A 2460-nucleotide genomic window follows, 5' to 3' on the forward strand; every position below is an offset into this window, starting at 1 on the left:
TATCAACCCTGGCCATACCTGACTAGTATCGCCTACCCTTTCACAACTTCCCCATCCCCCGGAACCAAAACATCCGCACCAGCCGCAATAGCAGCAGCCTTCAATGACTCCCTGGTCACCTTACAATGATCCAAAGCCTCCATATGGACCGCTATAACTGTAGCATTAGGAACAGTCTTAGCTACTTTAATGGTCTCTTCTTCATCCATTAAAATTCTGGTTTGTCCCATAAACACGGCTCCTCCAGAATTGGTGATTACAATATCCGGGTTGATAGTTTTGAGGTTGTTCTCAATCTCTCCATCCCAAATGCAGTCTCCTATGATATAAACAGTTGGATAAGCCTCTGCCTCGAGAACAAAGCCTGCCACTTCACCAAGCATGTCCAACTTTTCCTCAGGGCCGTGCTTGCCACCGGTTCTTGTAATGGTAATGCTCTCCAATGTCCTTTTATCCTCTATGACTTCAATATTCTGAAAACCTGCCGCTTGTACTGTAACAGCATCTACAGGTGCCAGGTAAAAGGGCAAATGCTTATCTAGTATTTCTGCCGCTGCGGCATCAAAATGATCAGGGTGTGTATGTGTCAGTAAAATGGCGTCGACACCGGCTATCGCATCTTCCACTCTCATGGGCAGGTCTACCGTTGGATTAAGGTTTTTACCCGGCTCCACAAATGATCTGAAGCTATGCTTTGCGCCTAGTGCCGGGTCTACCAAAAAAGTTTTACCGGCATATTTAATTTTTAAGGTTGCATTTCTGATGAGTTGAATTTCTGTCTTTTGCATGTCTGTATTTTTTGATTCACATGTCAGCCAGTATGGGCCATTACATATAAATGATAATTAAATAGTACCTCGCCTTTGATCAATGGCTTACGCAAAGGTTCTATTTAACAGACAATCGAAAACTACCAGTCACGGGTTATTAAATACCATTTTGATAATCTTCCCGAAACTGCACGGGTGTAATCCCTTCCCTGCTCTTAAACAGACGAGACAAATGGTTGGGCTCAGAGAAATTCAGCTCGGAAGCTATTTGAGCTATAGTCAGTGAGGTGTAAATCAGCTTCATCTTTATTTCAAACATGAGCCGGGACTTGATAAAATCGGAAGCTGTAACATTGAATTGGGCCTTGACCAGCTTGTTAAGGGTAATCCTGCTAACACCCATTAAAGTGGTATAATCTTCTATCCTTTGTTTGGAATAAATATGTTCTTCCACAAGTTTTCTAAACTCATAGGCAATATTATCCTGTGTTATAGCAGGCTCTACTTTATATTTTTCAGCATACCTCCTGTTCAAACTGATGAGCATATAATAAAGCATTGACCGTATTAGATGGGCACTATCACTTTTGGGACATACAAGCTCTTCCTTGATCTTTGAAAGTTGCTCCAGGTAGGCAGATCGCTCAGCATCCTCAACCTCCATATGGAGGGGGTATTGTGTTTGATAAAAGTAAAGCAGACGATAGCTAAAATATTTATCGGCAAAGAACTCATTCAGAAAATCTTCCTGAAATACCAGCACGTGTGCCCTAAAGCTGCTTCCTGCATCTATTTTCCACTGGTACTTTTGGAATTGAGAAATGAAGATAATGGAGTTGTCAGAGACATTGATCTCACTTTCATTCAATAGCAACCTGCCTCTTGCTTCTTTGATGAAGATGATTTGAAAGAAATCAGTAGACTGCACCTCACTAAATAACCCGCTGCTTTTATCATTATTAAACTCAAGGACGTTCAGCAGGAAGTCTACCCCGCATATGGTTTTATTGAATTTGATATGCCTCATGAGGGTTTAAAATTAGCTTATTTGCTTGTCATTCCGGAACTTCCAGTTTTGCGACTTGATATCAACACCTTTAATTTATACTTTTATCTTAGCTACAAAGCGGTTTCTGCCAACAATATGGGGATCAATGAGAATTGACACATAGAAAGTCTAACTTCTGAAACTGGAAAAGAACCTAATAGCCTTATCTCTCAACAGAAAAACTTAAAACCATGAAACATATAATTAATGAAGGTACCTTTAAAAGGTCCAAGACTATATTTATAGTAACAGGACTTTTTCTAATTACTCTCTTTGGTTATCAATTATATAATCATCTTCAAACGGATCAATTTGTTGCTAAATTCCCAGGTGATTGGGATAAAGTACTGGGAATAGCAATTGGTTTATTTTTAATTATTCGATCCAGAAAGTTCAACATTAGGGCAAGAGATATATTTATTGAAATAGGTAAGGATCAATTAACGTATAGAGTAAGTCGCTCCAGCTCAGTGAACAAAATTCCGCTGTCAGATATTGACCATATTCGAGAAAATGGCGATAAGATTATTCTTACAACTAAAAACGCTTCAAAGCTAACTATTGCTGACTTCGGGCAACACCTAATCAAGGACGACAAAAGAAAAACCATTAAAAAATCTTTACTCGAACTCAATGACTCTA

At 39.4% G+C, this 2460-nt stretch carries 3 protein-coding genes; 1 reads left to right on the forward strand and 2 read right to left on the reverse strand.

Annotated features, from left to right (window positions below):
• Positions 1-32: 32 nt before the first annotated feature.
• Positions 33-788: an MBL fold metallo-hydrolase gene (locus tag E1163_RS01020; protein ID WP_155168666.1), complete on the reverse strand. Its 756-nt coding sequence runs from the start codon at positions 786-788 to the stop codon at positions 33-35.
• Positions 789-927: 139 nt separating this feature from the next.
• On the reverse strand, positions 928-1797 hold the full coding sequence (locus E1163_RS01025) for a helix-turn-helix domain-containing protein (RefSeq protein ID WP_155168667.1): 870 nt from the start codon (positions 1795-1797) through the stop codon (positions 928-930).
• A 212-nt stretch (positions 1798-2009) separates the two neighbouring features.
• On the opposite strand from E1163_RS01025, the gene E1163_RS01030 reads away from it, so the two are divergent.
• Positions 2010-2460, forward strand: a 451-nt coding sequence (locus E1163_RS01030; RefSeq protein WP_155168668.1) for a hypothetical protein, incomplete at its 3' end; no start/stop codon positions are given.

The organism is Fulvivirga kasyanovii (genome assembly GCF_009711405.1).
In the GTDB taxonomy this organism is placed as follows: domain Bacteria; phylum Bacteroidota; class Bacteroidia; order Cytophagales; family Cyclobacteriaceae; genus Fulvivirga; species Fulvivirga kasyanovii.

What these genes read in the sequence shown, in the direction of transcription:
- E1163_RS01020 (WP_155168666.1), bottom strand. Translation starts at nt 788, where the DNA reads ATGCAAAAGACAGAAATTCAACTCATCAGAAATGCAACCTTAAAAATT.
- E1163_RS01025 (WP_155168667.1), bottom strand. Translation starts at nt 1,797, where the DNA reads ATGAGGCATATCAAATTCAATAAAACCATATGCGGGGTAGACTTCCTG.